Origin of the sequence: Metabacillus litoralis (genome assembly GCF_007994985.1) — a bacterium.
GTDB classification, from domain to species: Bacteria; Bacillota; Bacilli; order Bacillales; family Bacillaceae; genus Metabacillus; species Metabacillus litoralis.
The window spans coordinates 461,664-480,409 of record NZ_VOQF01000003.1; the positions used below are offsets into that span (position 1 = coordinate 461,664).

Below are 18,746 nucleotides of genomic sequence, written 5' to 3' on the forward strand. Positions count from 1 at the left end.
CTTTTTAACTAGTAGATTAATTGGACTTTTTCATGCATAGTCCCTAGACCAATTCCCTCACAAAAATAGATTTATGTTATATACTTCTATACTCTGTATCATATTAGTTACTATCACGATCACTAAAACACAAAGTCTTATCATTTTATTTATTTTCATCCATTCGTTATATTAGAAATGAACGATCTTAATGTGAAAGGTGAGAACTATGCAAAAACAAATACTTCTTAAAAAAAGGCCTAAAGAAACTCCTACTCACAATGACTTTGAAGTTGTTGAAACTAGCATTGGAACACCGTCTGATGGAGAGATCCTTGTAAAAACGATTTATATCTCTGTTGATCCATATTTACGTGGGAGAATGAATGATACAAAATCATATATCCCTCCTTTTAAACTAAATGAAGTTATTTCAAGTGGTGTTATTGGACAAGTAATCGAATCAAAATCAAATCGATTTGATAAAAACGATATCGTCCTTGGATCACTAGGATGGCAGGAATATAACATAATAAAAGAAGACTCAGTACGCAAAATAAACACAAACATAGCACCAGAATCAACTTACCTAAGCGTATTAGGCATGACTGGTTTAACTGCTTATTTTGGTTTATTAGATATCGGTAAACCTAAAGAAGGTGAAACAGTTGTCGTTTCAGGTGCAGCTGGTGCAGTTGGATCCATCGTTGGTCAAATCGCGAAAATTAAGGGATGTCGAGTTGTTGGAATTGCTGGGTCCGAAGATAAAGTAAATTTACTTTTAAATGATTTTGGATTTGATGCAGCTATTAATTACAATACGCAGGATGTTGGAGTTGCACTTGAAGAAGCATGCCCAGATGGTATTGACGTCTACTTTGAAAATGTTGGAGGAACAATATCTGATGCAATATTTCCTCTTTTAAATAATTTTGCAAGAATTCCGGTATGTGGTGCTATTTCCGCTTACAATACAGCTGAAGATATAGGTCCCAGAGTTCAGACACACTTAATAAAGACTAGTTCTTTAATGCAAGGATTTACTGTTGGAAACTATTCTTCTCGATTTGAAGAAGGCATTCAAGAATTAGCTACATGGTTAAAAGATGGAAGGTTGAAGTATGAAGAAACAATTACAGTTGGGTTTGACAAGACAATTGATGCTTTCCTAGACCTTTTCAAAGGAGCTAATATTGGCAAATCACTAGTAAAAGTAGCTGAGATAGAAAAATAATAAACAGTTATAATACTAGAATATTTTTGGATCGCCCTTTTTATATAGGAGATCTTATCTCTACTATAAGTTAGCTGCTAAGAATACATTAGAAAGACAACATAGAAAAACGATTGATGAATTGTCAATCGTTTTTCTATGTTAAAAGTTACTGAAATATTGATCCTTAACCTTTATAACTTGTTACACCAAACGTATGATCCTCAGAATATCCGTTAAAATAGATATCTAAGTCATGAAATAAGCGGTGAAGTTTTATCATCGCTTCACGATCATCTGAATCTATTATTTTTTTGGCCGTATTTTCAATACTTATAAAATCTTCATATAACTTTTCATCTTTCACTTCGATCTCTTTAAAAATTGAAACAATATGTAACGCTTTTTCCTGTTGTTTCTTATAATCCGCGGTATTAACGCGCCCCCAGCATAAAGTATCATTGTAAAACTCATGTAAATCTGTTATAAAATCGTGACCATCTTCATATTCAGATGTCGAAAAAACGACAACATCTTTTGATGCAGGTTCATTTACTATCTCAGTGGAAACATCATCAATACTATCTGGATTACTTTTCTCTGTTACTTTTGCTAAATCTTTTTCATGGGCTTTTGTTGAAGTAAAATATTCTAAACCTTTATAACTTGCTATTGTTAATACACTTACTATGAATAACAAAACAATTCCAACATTTACTTTTTTGTTTTTCATGTTACCTCCCTCTTTATGAATTTTGTCATACACATTAGAGTTATCTATGTAAATTATACCAATAGTTTACATGAATAAATAGTTTTTAAGTCGTAAAATGAAAAAGCTAACTAAGTTAAATATATAGTTTAACTCAGTTAGCTTTTCTCATTTATTCGCTAAGATTACACTTTAAACTGTTCAATTAATGCTTGTAACTCCTCAGCCATTCCTGTAAGAGCTTTAGCAGCTGAATTAATCTCTTCCATTGATGCTAATTGTTCTTCTGTAGTTGCTGCTACTTCTTCTGATGTTGTTAAACTATCTTTCGCAATAACTGTTAACTCATTTGCAGATGCACTTACTTCTTGCACAGCAGCAGACATTTGTTGAACAGTTGCTGTCACCTCTTCAATTTGTGGTGTCATTTGATTCATACTATTCATGATGAAACCAAATTTCTCAGATGTTTCTGTAGAAATCGCTAATCCTTCTTCAGCATTTTTGGAAACTTTACTCATAATCTCAACTGATTTATTCGTATCTTCTTGGACACTTGAGATCAATAAAGCAATCTGCCCTGCAGATTTTTGTGATTGCTCTGCTAATTTTCTAACTTCATCTGCAACAACCGCAAAACCCTTTCCATGCTCTCCAGCCCTTGCAGCTTCAATTGCTGCATTAAGTGCTAATAAATTTGTTTGATCAGCAATCTGTGATATAGCGTCGAGAATTTTTCCAATTTCATTAGAGCGCTGGTAGAGAGATTGAATAACCTTATTAGATTCTAATACAGATGAATGGATAAACTTCATTTGTTCTAGGTTATTTTTTACATATTTCTCTCCTTCAGTTGCTTCTAACGCAGCTTCTTGTGCCAAATCAGATACTTGTGTTGAACTAGTAGAAATATTTAAGATCCCCTGTAATACTTCCTCTAAAGCAGAAGTATTGGCTTCAATCTTATTCGTTTGATTTTCTGCACCACTTGCCACTTGTTGAATAGCTTCTGCTACTTGTTTTGTTCCTACTGTTGTTTGATTAGCACTTGCAATAAGTTCTTCTGAAGAAGCACTTACACGTTCAGACGAAGTTTGTAAATTAATAATTACAGATCGTAAATTATCAACCATCTTTTTAAAACTTTTTGACAACTGTCCAATTTCATCACCTGAAGTAACAACAATGTCTTCTGTTAAATCTCCATTACTGATTCGTTCAGCTGATGTAACAAGGGATTGAATTGGTCGAATAATCGTTCGTATGATAATAAAGACAATAAGACCACCTATAAGAAGAAAAGAAATAATAACTGTTAATGTTTTTATAAAGATTCCTTGAGCGGCATTCGATATTTCATCAGAATACATGGTTCCTGCTATTTTCCATCCCGTTAATTCATTTGTTGTGAATTCCATTTCTTTTTTAGCACCTTCGAACGTATAATCAATCGAACCATTTTTACTTTCAAAGAGTTTCTTTAACCATTCACCAGATGCTTTTTCCCCTTGGATACTTGGGTGAATAAGATACGTTTCTGTTTTATCTATAATTGTTACGTAACCTTCTTTACCCACTTTTACTTGATCCGTCAATTGACTCAAAGCTGCAATATTTATGTCAACTGCAATAACACCAGAGCGATCATCTAATGTTTTAGCAACTGTTACAGATGTTTCTTTCGTGCTAGCATCTATATATGGATCTGTTATGATAACCTCACCCTTGTTATCCATCGCTAACTCATACCAAGGACGAGTTTTAGGATCATAGTCATCAGGTAATTGAGTAAAAGGTGCGATAATCATCTCACCTTCCTCTGTACCAATATAAATCGTTTGTGCCTCAGGCTTTGTTTGAATATATTGATTGAATTTTGCTACTATATTCCTCTTATCTTCTTCCGTAATTGTCGTATTGGCTGTTTTAGCTGATTGTGCAAAGTAGTTGATATCTTCTTGTATAGGCTCTAATTGGGAATTTAATGAAGTGTTTATTAACTGAACACTTTCCCTAGCCGTTTGGAGCATACTCTTTTCTATCTCTGATTTTGCAGATTGATATGAAATAAGACCTATCGATACACTCGGAATCAATAAAACGATCGCAAATGCAATAATTAGCTTCATTCTAATTGTTAGTCTTTTGTTCAAATCTAATAAGCTTCTATAATACTTCTTAATCATTTTCATGATCTTCTTCCTCTTTTCTGTTCCTTTAGTTTTCCTTTAAGTTGCTTTTCTTCCCATACTTCTGCGCAGATCAACACCAGGAATTGTAGATTTTCGTAAAACTTACATAAACAACTGTTTTTTTTAAATCTTTTTTGTAAAATGGTTGTTTTTGTTTTAGTAATACATGAAATGAAAAAAATGATGTTGAAGGAAAATTTGTGAGTTTCCTGCGAGAAAGGTGTAGTGAAAACTGCCTTTAGAAAAGAGCTTAGGAAAAATATACCTATCCATTAGATGTGTGTTTATTTAGTCATATTTTACTACTTATTAAACTAAATGAAAATAACTTATTTTATATTCATAATTTTCAGAACCTATATAAATTAAGGGGAATTCCGAATAAAGTCTTTAATTTTACTTTTCTTATGTAATTTATAGATCAAAAAATACACATATTTCACATGCGAAATATGTGTATAAAACATTATAACTCTTTACCCTTTTGCGATTTCTTCATAAAGATCATTCAAAGATTCACAACCGAGTTTTTGTAATTTTTTCACATAAACTCTCCATAACTCTGCAGTTAACTTAGCGTCATACAGCGCATGATGCCTTCCGAATATTGGAATATCATTATGTTCACAGCATTCATCAAGAGTAATTAGCTTACCATTAGGTTCTGCCATACGATATAAAAAAGACATATCTACAAGTCTATGTTTAAAAGGTGCACGATAAAGTTTCCATGAAGCTTGTTGAAGAAAATTCTTTTCATGGTTAGCATGATGTGCTACAAGAGTATAATCTTCAACAAATCGAAAAAATTGAAATAAAACTTCTGATAGAGGTGGAGCATCCTTTAAGTCCTCATTTGTCAAACCTGTCAACGTTGTTATTTCATCTTTTAGCGGTTTGTCATATTTGACTAGTGAATAAAAACTATCTTCTTCTTTAATTACTTCACCTTTTACTTTAATCGCACCAATTGATATGATTTGATCTCCTTGATCAGGATAAAAACCAGTTGTTTCAATATCAAAAACAATTACATTCAAATCAGAAAGTGGTATATTTAATGTTTCTTCAACACGCATCTCCCTTTGTAACTGTCGCAAATATGCGACTTGTTGCTGACTTTGTGAAGCACCTAATTTACCTTTCATGAAGAAAAATGGGTCTAATGTCATTGAAAACACCCTTTATCGATTATCCTTTGTACAAATTGATGCAACTTCTTCCCATCCCTCAATATATCCTTGATTTCTCTTTTTTCTTGTTTAGTTAATTTTTTCACATTCAGGTAATGAACATCATCATATGCTTCTGCATTTGAATATAATAGAGATCTGTATTTCAGTAGTTTATCAAAGTTATCTCTATAGTGTGAAAGTTCATTATAGCAACCATTCATTTCACATAGTTTATTTATTCGTCGTAATGTAGAAGTTTCAATTAAACCTTCTTTTATAGCTAAAAGTCTAATTGCATTAACATAAGGTAAGAAAGCTGTTTTTTTCAAATCAATACATCCCTCGTATTGCCCAATAGGCTCAACATATATTTGACCGAGCGGCCCCACCGAATTTTTAATATGCTGAATATTATCCATGAAACGTTGCAGTAACTCTTTGTTATTATTCAAATAGTCAAATATAGTACACTTTAAATCAGTTATTAAAGGATTTTCTCCTACTATACTTCTTGAATCATAGAAAATTTGCAAATATCGAATAGATTCCCAACTTTTATCGTCCATCCATTTTATAAGTTGTTTTTTCCATTCAGTTAATGATTTACACCATAATGGATTAGAGCTCATAACCTTTCCTTCACAAAAAGGATAACCAATTTCATTGAGACCTTTGGAAAGCTCATCTCCTAGTTTCTTAAAATAATTAAGCGCGTGTTCAGAATCCTCTTCATATACAATTCCATGATCTTGATCACTGATAAGCCCTTGTTCATTTCGTCCTCCACTTCCCATAACAAACCATGAGTAGTCACAAGGTGGCTGACCGATTTCTTTTTCAAGGTGAAAGAGTGCTAGCTTGCTAGCACTCCTCATCATTTGATCATGAAATTCGTTTAACTTTTGAGTATCTAACTCATATTGGTGAATATAAGTCTCTTTATATTTTTTAAGAGAATGATAAGAATCGAAATCATCTTGCATGAAAGACACTTCCTCACATTTTTTCAAAATGAGCGTTCTAGACCATGCATTTGATTATGAGCTAACATTTTGATTTTTAGCTTCAAATACTTCTGGATAACCATAGCTACCATGTTCACTCATATCTAAGCCCATTACTTCTTCTTCCTCCGTTACACGAAGTCCATTCATTACCTTTTTAGCAATAGCAAGTATAACGAATGATACAACAAATGCGTATAGACCTGAAACTGCCACTCCCATAAATTGTACGCCTAATTGATCAAATCCGCCACCATAGAATAATCCTGGTTTACCAACTGTTGCAAGTTCTGGTGTTGCAAAGAAACCTGTAGATAAAGTTCCCCAAATACCTGCAACACCATGAACAGATAAAGCAAAGATCGGGTCGTCAATTTTACGTTTTTCAAAGAATCTAGCACTATAGAACACTAACATTCCTGCGATAAACCCAATAACTACTGCTGCCCATGTATCTACAAAAGCACAAGATGCTGTGATTGCTACAAGTCCTGCTAAAGCACCATTTAGCATTGTTGGAATATCCGACTTACCTAATACCATCCAAGAAATTATAAGTGCTGCTACCGCTCCTGCACCTGCTGCTAAGTTTGTGTTTAAAGCAACAAATCCGAAGAATCCATCATCAACTGCTACCGTACTACCAGCATTAAATCCAAACCAACCAACCCATAATATTAAAACTCCTAAAGCTGTAAACACTTGGTTATGACCTTGAATATTGTTAGCTGAGCCATCTTTATTATATTTTCCAATACGTGGTTTTAGAAGGATAGTTGCAGCAAATGCTGCCATTGCTCCTGTTAAATGAACAACTGTTGAGCCAGCGAAATCTTGTTTACCATGTTCCGCTAACCATCCACCACCCCAAATCCAATGTGCGATAACTGGATAAATAAGAGCTGAGAATAATACCGTAAATACTAGATACACCGAAAGTTTAGCACGTTCTGCAAATCCACCTAAAGCGATTGTAATAGCAATTCCTGCGAAGGCACATTGGAAAACGAAGAATACTGCTGTTGAAAAGCTAGCTCCTTCTGCTTGCTCTCCTGAGTAAAAGAAATCTGTTAATCCAACGAAAAAGTTACCATTTCCTCCAAAAGTGAAGGCATAACCTACTGCCCAGTAAACTAATGATGCAAGACCAACAGTGAAAATTGTTTTACCAGCAATATGACCAGCATTTTTCATTCTAGTTGATCCAGCTTCAAGTAAAATAAATCCACCTAACATAAAAATAACTAAGATTGCACTTAACATGATCCAGAGACTGTTCATTAAAAATAAAGTATCTTCCATTTCATTTCCCCCTCGTAAGTTATATGACTTTTGGTGTTAGAAAACATAACATCTTGTTCTTAAGTACTATTCTATACGAAATTTATAAAGTGTCAACCCGTTTTTATAAGTTTCTGATAATTCTGTGTTAGATTTCCTGACAAACAATGATAAAAACCTGATAAACCTTTATTTAGAGTACGTTCATTCACAAGTAAAAAGATACCGTTTTACGAAATATAGCCTTGTTTATGAGAAAAATCTCAAAATAGTAATTAAAATAAACATAAGCAAATCAAACAAAAGAACTACTTGAAAGCGAATACTTGTAATTCAACAAAAAGTTTTACAGAGCCCAAAATAAAAACAGACCAAATCCATTTGTATGATTTGGTCTGTAAATTTATTTTGGGTTGCTGCATCCTCTATCCTCTTACCAAAGGAATCAACCAACTCCACTATTTACTAAAAAAGCTATGTTGTATTATTTAGATGTGTTAGATTTTAGCTTCTTCACTTTTATTTCTTCATTAAAATCTTTTAAGATTGAAAAACTCATAGCTATTAATACAAAGGTTAACGGAAACGCACTGACTATTATTGCTGTCTGCATGGCACCAAGTCCTCCAGAAAGCATTAAAACTATTGCAGATGCAGATAGATAGATACCCCAAACCACTTTAACGAACAATGGTGGATTTAAACTTCCATGAGCTGTTTGCATCCCTAAAACAAAAGTGGCTGAATCCGCTGAAGTCACAAAGAAAGTCGTTATTAGCATGAGAGTAACAATAATTAATAAACCTGTTAACGGTAGCTGTTGGTATACAAAGAACAAGACAGTCTCGAGACTTTGTTCACTTACGTTAAGTCCTTCAAAAAATTCAAAGTAAATGCCTGTCCCACCGAACACAGCAAACCAAAATGCACAAACTAATGTAGGAATGACTAACACCGCAATCATAAATTCCCTTACAGTTCTTCCTTTTGAAACACGTGCGATAAATGTTCCAACAAAAGGTGCCCAAGCGATCCACCATGCCCAATAAAAAATTGTCCACCCTTGTATCCAGGATGCTTTATCTTCATTGAAAGGAGCAAGCCTCAAGCCCATACTCGGTAAGTTTTGTATATAACTTCCTAATGTTGTTGTAAATAAATCTAATAGAAAACCCGTCGGACCGATAAATAGAAAAACAATTAATAAAACAACAGCCAATATCATATTTGCATTACTTAAATACCTTATCCCCTTTTGAATACCTGTGCTTGCTGAAATAATAAATAAAACTGTAACTACAGAAATAATAATTAATTGGACAGTGAAATTATTTGGTATATTAGAAATATAACTTAAACCACTATTAATTTGTGCAGCACCGAGTCCTAGTGAAGCTGCCACTCCAAAGATAGTTGCAAAAACAGCAATAACATCCACTACAGTCCCTATAGCTCCAGATGCTCTTGAACCTAATAATGGTGTTAATGTAATACTCATTAATCCTGGTAGCTGTTTTCTAAACTTATAATACGCTAACACAAGTGCTATTACAGCATATATTGCCCATGCATGAAAACCCCAATGCAAATAAGTATAGCGTAAAGCAATCTTTGCTGCTTCACCAGTTCCACCTTCCCCTATAGGTGGATTTGCAAAGTGAGAAACAGGTTCAGATACACCAAAGAACAATAAACCAATTCCCATACCTGCACTAAATAGCATCGCAAACCAAGTTGAACGTTTAAATTCCGGTTCATCATGATCAGCTCCCAATTTTATTTTCCCATACTTACTAAATATAAGGAAAATGGCAAACAACAAGAAAAACGTTGCTGCTAATTGATAAAACCAACCAAAATTACTTAAAAAGAACACATTCGCTTTATTCATAACAACTTCTAACCGATTAGGCGCTATTACCCCCCACCCAACAAAAAGTGTAGCAAGCACGATCGAAATCCAAAAAACCTTCGAGACCTTTTTCATATACCTTGCTCCTCTTTAAACGAATAATTAATAAATCGAACAATTCACATGAAATTAGTGTGCTTAAAGAAAGTGAAGTTTATGCTAAATCCTTAGAATCTAAACAAAAGATTCTTTCTGAAAGAAAACATGCTCCGCTTTTATTTCATCTGTAATAGTAAGAATTCCATATGAACAATATTCCTGTTTCCTTTTATCAGTTGCTGAACCAGGGTTAAATAGAAGGGTATTATTTATGTATTTATGAATAGGAATGTGAGAGTGACCAAATAAAATACAATCAACTTGATTTCCATCGAATGCAGATAAAACTCTTTTTTCAGTTGTCTTAGATTTTCCATGACCATGAATAATACCAATTCGCTTTTCACTTATTGAGATAATTTTCTTACTTGGAAGCATTTCTACTAAATCAGAGCTATCTACATTACCGTATACACCTTCAACTTCCCCAATACCTTTCAAATCTTTATATACTTCTATTGTTTGCCAATCTCCGACATGAATGATTAAATCAGCATTTTCACATTCTTCTTTAACTATATTAGGTATTTTTTTAGCTCTTTTTGGAATATGAGTATCACCTAAAACAATTATTTTCATAATAACCTCCATTATATTTGGATTATTAACTACAAACAGATATAATATGAGTGCCTCTAGTGATAAAACCACTATTTATTAAAAGCAATTACATAATAAAGCAAAACGTTTTATGTATTCTTTGTTAATGCTTGATAGCTGAATTCCAATTCTCGAATAGAAAGGAATCACACACTAGAAAATTAACTAACTTCTGGCTTTAAAATAGCCATTTAAAAAAATGCGACAAAGAAAAGAGGAATAAGAGATGAATGTTATTGAATCAAAAATCGAAAAGTTACAAGATCCATTCGGCATTTTAACAGGTGATCGTTACGAAATCTTCCTAACGTTAGAGTTAGACGAGGATGATGAATTATATAGTGAACACGGGGTTGTACTAAAACTTATATATGTTATTGACGAAAATCAAACAAAAATCGTTCAATATGATTTTACCGAAAAAGTAACGGATCGCTATTTAGATTTCGCTCTTGAAGAAGAAGAAGAAACGGAAATTAAGGAAATCTGTCAGCAACTTGTAGATAGAAATTAATTCTAAAAAAAAAACAAAAACCAGAGGCTAATTCCATACATGCCCTCTGGTTTTTTTATTAAGATTGTTTTCAAGACCTTACTAAAAGTGAAATACACCACAAAAATAAAGAATAGCAGCATCCCTTTTCACCTAAAAGCATAATATCTTAAACAGCTTTTTTCTGATTAAAAAATTTTCTCGATAAGAATAATCTTTTTGAATTAGGTTCTTGTTTTACAATTGAGATAATTTGTAGTATTACATATATAAATGAAACTCTTTTATATGCTATATATCTTGGACTCCACTCTGTCGCAAACTTCGCTTTATAATTTCTTAATCCTTTGAAATTATAAAACCTACACCCATTTAAAAAGGCATAACGAGCTATTTTCTCCTTTAATGATGCATTTTCTTCTACTCCTACATTTGATAAAGGCGATAAACCAAGACTACATGAAGAGTAACCTGAATTTTTTGCCCATATAAACGTTGAAATAAAAACCATATCCATTGCACCAGCAGGGCTATCATTTGTATACCTCATAAGATCAATGCTTAAAGTAGCGTTTTCTTGATAGTTTGAAGGAAGACTCGCGAATGCGATTAGCCTTTTGTTTGTGTCTCTTAATAAAGATACAGGAAAAAGAGAAATATATTCTTCTGAAAAAGAACTAACCGAAAAACTCTTCTCCTTCCTTCCATTAAGCCATTCATCAGAAACCATTCTTAATTCTTGCAGCAACTCTTTACTAAATGGTGGAGAAACCACTTCAAAGTGATATCCCTCGCGATTAAATTTATTTAGAGTTGTTCTAAATTTGCCTGATTTCTTTCCTTCAATGGTAAATTGCTCTAAACTTACTTTTGCTTCTTCACCTATTTTAAAAAGTTTGTATCCTTTTTCTGTAAATGTAGATAAAAACTTTTCAGTTACTTGATAAAATACCGGAGTTTTCCCTTCTGTTTTAGCAAATAATAAAAATTCATCAAGTCCATCTTTAAGTTTGTTTTCTGAACCAATAGGATCTCCTAAAACATAAAGGCGGCTTCCTTTTTGTCTATATGAAAGAAGTACTGATTTATTATTAGTGATAAATAATTGTTTATCCTGAAGAAACGTAAGATGTGATAAAGTGTTTCCTCCAAATCTTTTTAATAACCATAATACAAAAGAAACATTGAAACTGTTTTCATCTTCTTGTTTATACAAATACAAATAGGTTATTAAGGTGAATAAAATTAATACAAATAAAAATAAGAAAATAATTGCATTTAACAATAATCTATATCCCTCCTTATTTTCCCTCTATAAAAGATAACACAATATATAGTTCTAGAGTATAGTTTTTAATTAGTAGATTTAACTATTTTAGTTCTATATTTGAATAATTTGAACAAAACTTCACAGTTTATACCTTTAAAAAAAGATTTATCATTGACATGTTTTTTCATAAAGAAACTTTGTAGTAGAGTTCCGTTACAGCCATATACATTCCCTGTAAAAAATAGGCCATCATTTTCCTAGGAGTAAAAATTAACCGAGCCCACCTACCACTTTTTTCAAAAAAGTGTTTTCTTCTTCATCACACTTCTCCCATAGGATTAATACGATTCATAACCTTTATCTAAGGCTCTTTTCTGAAAGATTGTTACCTCTTATTAAAATATAATATGGATAATTCGATGTAAAATGGATATCTTATGAATGAGTCAGTAGTTTGAATAATAATTCACAACTTGAAAGCTGTATCCTAATATACCAATAATATGCGTATAACGAAAGGAGAAATAAATTATGAATGTTTATAGAGCAAAGGAAATTGCCCAAATGGGAGAAATGGTAAATGTTCAATATGGGGGAGAATCTATATACATACAATCAGTAAACGAGATACAAGAAACAGCAAGGATTTTCCCAATAAACAATCCACAGGCAGAACAAAGCGTCCCAGTAGCTAATTTAATAGAAAGTTAAAATATATTAGCTGTAAACTAAGATAGATTACACTATTTCCTTGATTAAATTAATATCTAATCACACTTGATTTATGAAAAACTTTTCCATTTGTTGTATTTTATTAAAAAAGACTAACTATACATCATATAGTCAGTCTTTTGTATGCTTATTATAATTTTACAACGTCTTCTGCTTGAGGGCCACGGTTTCCTTCAACAATGTTGAAGGAAACTTTTTGACCTTCTTCTAACGTTTTAAAACCGTCACCTGAAATAGCGCTGAAATGAACAAATACATCGTTTCCTTCTGCAACTTCGATAAATCCGAAACCTTTTTCTGAGTTAAACCATTTTATAGTACCTGTCGTTTTCATAAATGAAACCTCCAAAGATTTTTTAATATGTTACTGCATTTAAAAAATTCACATAATATAGAGAATATCAAGATACGGAGTAGATACTCTTTATAATATGTGAATTATATAGCTCCATATCCTTTAATAGAAAATAAAAACTTGTGTTAATCATTTATATTCTACTTCATTTATAATTATATTATTGAAATTGCAAAGCCCAAAACAACGAAAGCCCTACCTCTCTCTCGTCCTTACGGCTCCAAGACCGCGCCAGTGTGAATTGATTGAACGAATCTGTTATGACATAAAATTATATGTTAAACCTACATTTCCATCATTCACAAAGCACTATTAAAAAGTTCTATTAAATAAGCACTAATTACAACTATATAGAAAAAGTTTACAAAAGTCAACATTAGAATCCTTTTTCTGTAAAATACTTACCTTCAGATTATTTCCCTGGATCGTTGATTCGCTGAATAAACAATAATAAGCTAAAAGAAATAATAATAATAGACAATACCCATAGCCAAGCAAGACCCATCTTACCACTATCAATTGCAACAAATATAGCAGTTGAAACAGTCTGTGTTTTACCTGGTATATTTCCAGCAAACATTAATGTCGCACCAAACTCACCTAAAGATCTAGTAAAACTTAAAACAAAACCTGATATTATGTAATTTAACGAAAGAGGTAATGTTATTTTAAAAAACACTGCTATTTCATTAGCTCCATCTACTCTTGCTGCTTCTTCTATATTTATATCTATATGCTTAAAACCTGCTTTTGTCATTTGATACATAAGTGGGAAGGATACAACTATTGCAGCAATTAATCCTGCCCACCAAGTAAAAATGACTGTACTATTAAATATAGATTCAATCATTTGACCAATAGGACTATTCGTCCCAAAAATTATAATTAAGATAAACCCTATTACAGAAGGAGGCAAAACTAAAGGTAAAATGAGCAATGTCTCAAGAAGCATTTTACCTTTAAATACATTTTTAGCCATATAGTTCCCTATTACAGTACCTATTACCATCACAATAATACTTGCAATACTAGCTATTTTTATTGATAAAAGAATAGGATCCCAAAAATCGTTTATCATATTTACTCCTCATTCATCATATCAAATCCATGCTTTTTAAAAACACCCAATGCTTCCTCTGTTTGCAAAAAATCACTAAACTCCAAAGCAGCATTGATTTCTTTTGTTGATTCTGTGACACCAACAGGATAGATAATAGGGGAATGCAGGAAATCATCAAAAGTAAAAATTTCGTTCACCTTATCTGTAATAAAAGCATCTGTTTTATACACTATTCCTGCTTGTACATTGCCTGTCTCAACATAAGATAACACTTGTCTTACATCTTTTGCGTATATGATATTTCCTTCAATTGATTCCCATTTTCCAAGATTTATTAAAGCTTCTTTTGCATACAAACCAGCAGGGACAGTTTCAGGTAATCCTATCGCAAAAGTTTCTGATTTCATTGATTCGGCTAATGAATCAATTTCAGAACTAGAAGATGATATAACCACTAGCTTATTTTTCAATAAATGAACAACTGAGTTTTCTCTAACTTTTTTATTTTTAACTAATTTATCAAATTCCTCATTATTAGCAGAGAGAAACACATCCACTGGTGCACCTTGTTCAATCTGCTTGCTTAAAGTCCCTGAGGAAGCTAAGTTCAATTGTATATCGATATTATTTGTTTCTTCAAAAAGAAGCACAACTTCTTCCATTGCTTCCTTTAAACTAACTGCAGCTGATACTGTTAGTTCAGTTTTGGTGGTTTCATTTTGTGATGCAGTACAACCAGATAATATTGATAGCAAAATTAAAAGAGTAAAAACCTTCAATTTATCCACCGCTTACTGGTGGAATAAATGCCACAACATCTCCTGACGAAACATTATCCTCATCAAGAGCATAGTCTTCATTAACAGCAACCATTACATGCTCTAAAGAACCTAAATTGAATTTCTCACTAACGTATTCCTTTATCTCAATAACTGAAATTGAATCTTTTTCAATCACAATCATTTCACTTCCTACTTTTTCTTGCAGATGAGCAAATAATAATACTTTAATCATTCTTTTCCCTCCAAAGGAGTTCCGTTTGGATAAGGTGTTTTTTCAAGCTGGTCACCTATCCACTCTTGTCCATCCTCCCAAATCTCTTTCTTCCAGATCGGTACAATTTGTTTAATCCTTTCAATCGCATATTCATTTGCTTCATATGCATCTTTTCGATGTGGTGTAGAAACTGCAATGACAACCGCAATTTCACTTATTTCTAATTTTCCTACACGATGGGAAATCGCTACTTTTGACATCTCCCATCTTTCATTTATCTCTTTTCCAATTTGTTCAAGCATTTTCACTGCCATTTTTGTGTAAGCTTGATATTCTAATGATAAAGTTCGTTTACCATGAGTGAATTCCCTTACAGTACCTATAAATGTAGTAACTGCTCCTGCTTCATTCCTAATTACTTTATTTGCTATTTCCTCAACAGAGATTGGCTTATCAACAATCTCAAACAATGGATTATTCAATTGTTTCACCTGCTTTTTTCGTTAGTAACCATGTTATACAATCTTTTTGGTTTGTAAACACTTTATAATGATTCGTCAATGATTTTGGAAGAGTAAAGCTAGCAACAAGACAGTATATATTATCTATCTTCTGTAGCATAGGTAGATCATCTTCAGATCGTAATAATACAACCTTTGGAAAAGATTCAAGCTTATACCCTTCGATAACAATTACATCAAGCTCAAAGGACTTATAAATAGCTATCAATTGGGACAAAGATAAATGTAGATTATTAGAGGTTAACATAATCGTACCATTTCCTTCTACTAGAGAAACACTCGCTCCTGCCCTTCTATGCTTACCCGTATCTTTTTGTTCATCATAGTTCAGTAGCGGTGTTTTGTGTCCATGATGCTTTATTGTCCCAACTTTAAGGTTAAATTTAACAGATTCCTCTATATAATCAACAACAAATGTTGTTTTTCCACTATTTTGATATCCTACTACTTGAAGGACTCTGCCCAAGGTTTATCACTTCCAGTTTGGTCGTCAATAAGCAACACATCAACTTTATCACCTGCTTGATATCCCCTGGTCCCACCAGGCAAAGTAATAAGAGAATCTGCTTCTGCAAGAGATGTAACAACATTAGATTTATCCAATCCTACTGGTGATGCCTTTACTTTACCATCACTAAATTCAAGCTTACCTCTTACAAATCTAGTAAATGGGTTTGGTTTTAAGAAATCTTTTTCTAATTCTGCTTTTACCATTTGAAGATGAGGACGTTTGGATCTTAAAAAGTGGCGAACAATTGGACGCACTAAAAGTTCAAATCCAACATAACATGCTGATGGGTTACCTGAGAGTCCAAATAATAATTTACCATCAATTTCAGCAACTGTTGTCACACTTCCAGGTCTCATAGCTATTTTATTAAATAGAACATTAGCACCTAACTTTTTATAGATTTCAGGTAAATAGTCAAAATCGCCAACAGATACTCCACCGGTAGTGATCAGATAATCCACTTTATCTAATGAATGTTTAACGGCTTGAAAACATGATTCTAAATCATCCGGTAACTTTCCTAAGTATAATGGTTCAGCCCCGCTTCTTTTTACTTGAGCCTCGACCATATATGAATTACTATTTCTAATTTTCCCAGGAGCTAGTTGCTCTCCAACATCTAACAACTCACTACCTGTGGCAATAATACCGACTTTTGGTTTCTTTGAGACAGTAACCAACTCATAGCCAAAGGTAGCTAGAAGGGCTATAATTCCTGGTGTTATTTTTGTTCCTTTTTTCACCAAGACACTACCCTCCTGAGTATCCTCTCCTCTAAAAGAAACATTATCACCTTCTTTAAAAGATCTTTTCAACGTCATGTATGTTGTACCAGATTTATTTATTACCTTTGATAGCTCAAGCATAACAACTGCATCACTTCCACTTGGCATTTGAGCTCCAGTCATAATTCTCACTGCTTGATTTTCACTTAGTGAATGTTCACTAACACTACCAGCTCCAATTTCATCGATGACCTCAAGTTCCACAGGGTTTTCTGCACTTGCTAATTTAGTATCTTTAGAACGTATAGCAAAACCATCATATGGTGATCTGTCAAAAGGTGGCACAGGATGATCAGCAACTAAATCTTCTGCTAAAAATCTATCTATACTATCATGAATGGATATTTTCTCACATTCACCAATTGTCGAGTATTTCATCACTTCCTCTATAGCCAGCTTTACTGGTAATGGTTTTCTCTTTTCTAACATATAATCACTCCTATCTATAAAAGCTCCACTCTATGCAATATATTTAATCGTTATTTAAAAGCTTATGATAATCACTTTGTGTGTTTATATTACTAAAAACTTCTTGATTTATCATTAAATCTTGTTCATTTACATAGCAAACATCAATTAAATCTAATAAATTGGTTAATTTCAATTGATTTGTTAATAGTTGGTTTTCAATTTCTGGAAAAATTGAAGAGTGATAAACACCTACTAATGGTTGGATCCTTCCAGAAATTTTAGGAATTATAGCCTGAATATGATTACTTCTGAACTTTAACAAATTTTCCAAAGTCTTCGACGTTATCTGAGGAATATCACATGATAAAACAATATACCACTCAGCTTGTTCCTTCTTCATTGCTGTATAAATCCCTGCGAGTGGTCCTTTACCTTTATAAGGCGATTCATCCTCATATACACTAACACTATTTTCCCTTGTAAATCGATCAATATATGCTGATTGACTTATAATAATATTCGTATCTGTTACTTTCTTTATAGCTTGATAAGAGATTTCCCAAAAATATTGTTTTTTATATGTCGCAAATGCTTTAGGTTGACCAAATCTTCTTGATTCACCACCAGCCAGAAGGACTCCTAATGTATTATACATTTTCGCTACTCCTAACTTATCATTTAAAATTAGTTCTTTATTTTCTATTCTACTATCCTCTCGTACAAAAAAATAGCGATAAGGATTTTCCCACTAAAAAAGCCAGTTACAACTAAATGTAACTGACTTTTCACGTGAACCTATTTAAAAAAAGCTGTTTTCGTTAACTTTGTTGTTTTTAGAAAGGGAATATAAAGTCTATTAGCATCTACTCTTCTAAAATCATACCTTTATTCGATAAATCATTGACTCTAACAGATGAAGACGTCAACTAGCAACAATTTTTCAAAAAAGAACTTAAAAACATAAAATCATTCAGAATTTTCAAGCTCTGAAAGCACACGATTCACGCGCTTTTCAAGCATCTTCATTCCACTTCCACCAGCTTGAAAATGACGAAGTCTTCCTTCTTTATCAAATACATAATAAGCAGGTACATATTGGTTTTCAAAAGCATCTGTAAGTTTATGTTCACTATCTACAAAAATGCTTTGACTAATATCGTGTTCAGCTGCAACCCTCTTAATTTCATCAATGTTTAAATCATCTTCTGAACGAGGCATATGTACAGCAATAACATTTAATTTATCACGATATTGATCGCGGAACTCATTTACTTGAGGCATTGCTTCCTTACACAAATGACAACTAATCGACCAAAAGTGGAAAAGAGTTGGTTTTTCACCTACCAACTGTTCCTTTGTTACTTCACTATTTAACCATTCTGTTGCTCCTGATAACTCTGGCATTTGCTCGCGAAGTTTCATTTACTAAGACCTCCTTAAAGTAA

20 protein-coding genes are annotated in these 18,746 nt (G+C 32.8%); 3 read left to right on the forward strand and 17 right to left on the reverse strand.

Annotated features, from left to right (window positions below; genetic code table 11):
• The first annotated feature begins 208 nt into the window (after positions 1–208).
• Positions 209–1,213 carry an NADP-dependent oxidoreductase gene (locus FS935_RS07210; protein ID WP_146946989.1) on the forward strand — a complete coding sequence of 335 codons (1,005 nt, stop codon included), beginning with the start codon at positions 209–211 and terminating at the stop codon, positions 1,211–1,213.
• 166 nt (positions 1,214–1,379) lie between these two features.
• Here the strand turns inward: FS935_RS07210 and FS935_RS07215 are convergent, their stop codons facing one another.
• From FS935_RS07215 to FS935_RS07245, 7 genes are all read right to left on the reverse strand, one after another.
• Positions 1,380–1,925: a hypothetical protein gene (locus FS935_RS07215; RefSeq protein ID WP_146946991.1), complete on the reverse strand. Its 546-nt coding sequence runs from the start codon at positions 1,923–1,925 to the stop codon at positions 1,380–1,382.
• A gap of 164 nt (positions 1,926–2,089) precedes the next feature.
• Positions 2,090–4,096 carry a methyl-accepting chemotaxis protein gene (locus FS935_RS07220; protein ID WP_146946993.1) on the reverse strand — a complete coding sequence of 669 codons (2,007 nt, stop codon included), beginning with the start codon at positions 4,094–4,096 and terminating at the stop codon, positions 2,090–2,092.
• A gap of 476 nt (positions 4,097–4,572) precedes the next feature.
• Positions 4,573–5,268, reverse strand: coding sequence for an exonuclease domain-containing protein (locus FS935_RS07225; protein ID WP_146947106.1), 696 nt, complete (start codon positions 5,266–5,268; stop codon positions 4,573–4,575).
• Positions 5,265–6,254, reverse strand: coding sequence for a DUF294 nucleotidyltransferase-like domain-containing protein (locus FS935_RS07230; protein WP_146946995.1), 990 nt, complete (start codon positions 6,252–6,254; stop codon positions 5,265–5,267). The genes FS935_RS07225 and FS935_RS07230 overlap by 4 nt, the downstream gene beginning before the upstream one ends.
• Before the next feature lie 54 nt (positions 6,255–6,308).
• Positions 6,309–7,577 carry an ammonium transporter gene (locus FS935_RS07235; RefSeq protein ID WP_146946997.1) on the reverse strand — a complete coding sequence of 423 codons (1,269 nt, stop codon included), beginning with the start codon at positions 7,575–7,577 and terminating at the stop codon, positions 6,309–6,311.
• A 463-nt stretch (positions 7,578–8,040) separates the two neighbouring features.
• On the reverse strand, positions 8,041–9,543 hold the full coding sequence (locus FS935_RS07240; RefSeq protein WP_146946999.1) for a glycine betaine uptake BCCT transporter: 1,503 nt from the start codon (positions 9,541–9,543) through the stop codon (positions 8,041–8,043).
• 99 nt (positions 9,544–9,642) lie between these two features.
• Complete coding sequence (locus FS935_RS07245; RefSeq protein ID WP_146947001.1) at positions 9,643–10,146, reverse strand: metallophosphoesterase family protein; 504 nt, start codon at positions 10,144–10,146, stop codon at positions 9,643–9,645.
• A 247-nt stretch (positions 10,147–10,393) separates the two neighbouring features.
• Here FS935_RS07245 and FS935_RS07250 point away from each other — a divergent pair, with 247 nt between their 5' ends.
• Complete coding sequence (locus FS935_RS07250; protein WP_146947003.1) at positions 10,394–10,681, forward strand: DUF6509 family protein; 288 nt, start codon at positions 10,394–10,396, stop codon at positions 10,679–10,681.
• Between the two features lie 148 nt (positions 10,682–10,829).
• Here FS935_RS07250 and FS935_RS07255 read toward each other — a convergent pair whose 3' ends face one another.
• On the reverse strand, positions 10,830–11,945 hold the full coding sequence (locus FS935_RS07255; protein WP_146947005.1) for a phosphatidylglycerol lysyltransferase domain-containing protein: 1,116 nt from the start codon (positions 11,943–11,945) through the stop codon (positions 10,830–10,832).
• A gap of 516 nt (positions 11,946–12,461) precedes the next feature.
• On the opposite strand from FS935_RS07255, the gene FS935_RS07260 reads away from it, so the two are divergent.
• Complete coding sequence (locus FS935_RS07260; RefSeq protein WP_146947007.1) at positions 12,462–12,641, forward strand: H-type small acid-soluble spore protein; 180 nt, start codon at positions 12,462–12,464, stop codon at positions 12,639–12,641.
• A gap of 151 nt (positions 12,642–12,792) precedes the next feature.
• On the opposite strand, the gene FS935_RS07265 is transcribed toward FS935_RS07260, so the two are convergent.
• The 9 genes from FS935_RS07265 to FS935_RS07305 form a co-directional block, all read right to left on the reverse strand.
• Positions 12,793–12,996, reverse strand: coding sequence for a cold-shock protein (locus FS935_RS07265; RefSeq protein ID WP_146947009.1), 204 nt, complete (start codon positions 12,994–12,996; stop codon positions 12,793–12,795).
• A 433-nt stretch (positions 12,997–13,429) separates the two neighbouring features.
• Positions 13,430–14,095 (reverse strand): molybdate ABC transporter permease subunit, encoded by a 666-nt coding sequence (gene modB / locus FS935_RS07270; protein ID WP_146947011.1) that lies wholly within the window; start codon positions 14,093–14,095, stop codon positions 13,430–13,432.
• Between the two features lie 2 nt (positions 14,096–14,097).
• Positions 14,098–14,856: a molybdate ABC transporter substrate-binding protein gene (modA, locus tag FS935_RS07275; protein ID WP_158638554.1), complete on the reverse strand. Its 759-nt coding sequence runs from the start codon at positions 14,854–14,856 to the stop codon at positions 14,098–14,100.
• Position 14,857: 1 nt separating this feature from the next.
• Complete coding sequence (gene moaD / locus FS935_RS07280) at positions 14,858–15,091, reverse strand: molybdopterin converting factor subunit 1 (protein ID WP_146947015.1); 234 nt, start codon at positions 15,089–15,091, stop codon at positions 14,858–14,860.
• The gene (locus FS935_RS07285) at positions 15,088–15,555 is read right to left on the reverse strand and encodes a molybdenum cofactor biosynthesis protein MoaE (RefSeq protein ID WP_146947017.1); all 468 of its coding nucleotides are present in this window, start codon (positions 15,553–15,555) and stop codon (positions 15,088–15,090) included. Before FS935_RS07285 ends, moaD begins: the two co-directional genes overlap by 4 nt.
• Positions 15,548–16,060, reverse strand: a complete 513-nt coding sequence (gene mobB / locus FS935_RS07290; protein WP_146947019.1) for a molybdopterin-guanine dinucleotide biosynthesis protein B — start codon at positions 16,058–16,060, stop codon at positions 15,548–15,550. Before mobB ends, FS935_RS07285 begins: the two co-directional genes overlap by 8 nt.
• Positions 16,039–17,319, reverse strand: a complete 1,281-nt coding sequence (locus tag FS935_RS07295) for a molybdopterin molybdotransferase MoeA (protein ID WP_146947021.1) — start codon at positions 17,317–17,319, stop codon at positions 16,039–16,041. The genes mobB and FS935_RS07295 overlap by 22 nt, the downstream gene beginning before the upstream one ends.
• A gap of 43 nt (positions 17,320–17,362) precedes the next feature.
• On the reverse strand, positions 17,363–17,956 hold the full coding sequence (locus FS935_RS07300) for a molybdenum cofactor guanylyltransferase (protein WP_146947023.1): 594 nt from the start codon (positions 17,954–17,956) through the stop codon (positions 17,363–17,365).
• 311 nt (positions 17,957–18,267) lie between these two features.
• Positions 18,268–18,723 (reverse strand): redoxin domain-containing protein, encoded by a 456-nt coding sequence (locus tag FS935_RS07305; protein ID WP_146947025.1) that lies wholly within the window; start codon positions 18,721–18,723, stop codon positions 18,268–18,270.
• Positions 18,724–18,746: the final 23 nt, after the last annotated feature.